The sequence below is a fragment of the Rhizobium herbae genome (assembly GCF_019511375.1).
GTDB lineage: Bacteria > Pseudomonadota > Alphaproteobacteria > Rhizobiales > Rhizobiaceae > Pararhizobium > Pararhizobium herbae_A.
Genome location: NZ_JAEUAO010000024.1, coordinates 1 through 255, shown reverse-complemented (window position 1 = coordinate 255; position 255 = coordinate 1). Strand labels below are relative to the sequence as shown.

The following is a 255-nucleotide window of genomic DNA, read 5'->3' as shown; positions in this document are numbered from 1 at the left end:
CGACGTCGCTGACCGTCAGCTTGCCGGACGCAGTCGGATCGCCGCTGCCGGCCTGCCCCGCCTCGACGGTTGCCCGGTCGTCGGTGACCGCCGCATCGACGGCGATCGACGCCGCGTCGTTGGCGCCGGTGATGGCGACGACGATGTTGTGGCTGGCGGTGCCGTCGAGCGAGGTGACGCTCAGCGTGTCGCTGACGGCGTCGCCCTGGTTGAGCGCTTGCGTCGCCGCCCGGTCGTTGTCGAGCGTATAGGTCC

At 71.4% G+C, this 255-nt stretch carries 1 protein-coding gene; it reads right to left on the bottom strand.

The features are described from left to right. The coding region (locus JNB71_RS24300) for a VCBS domain-containing protein (protein ID WP_220374322.1) at positions 1-255 on the bottom strand (255 nt) is incomplete at both ends.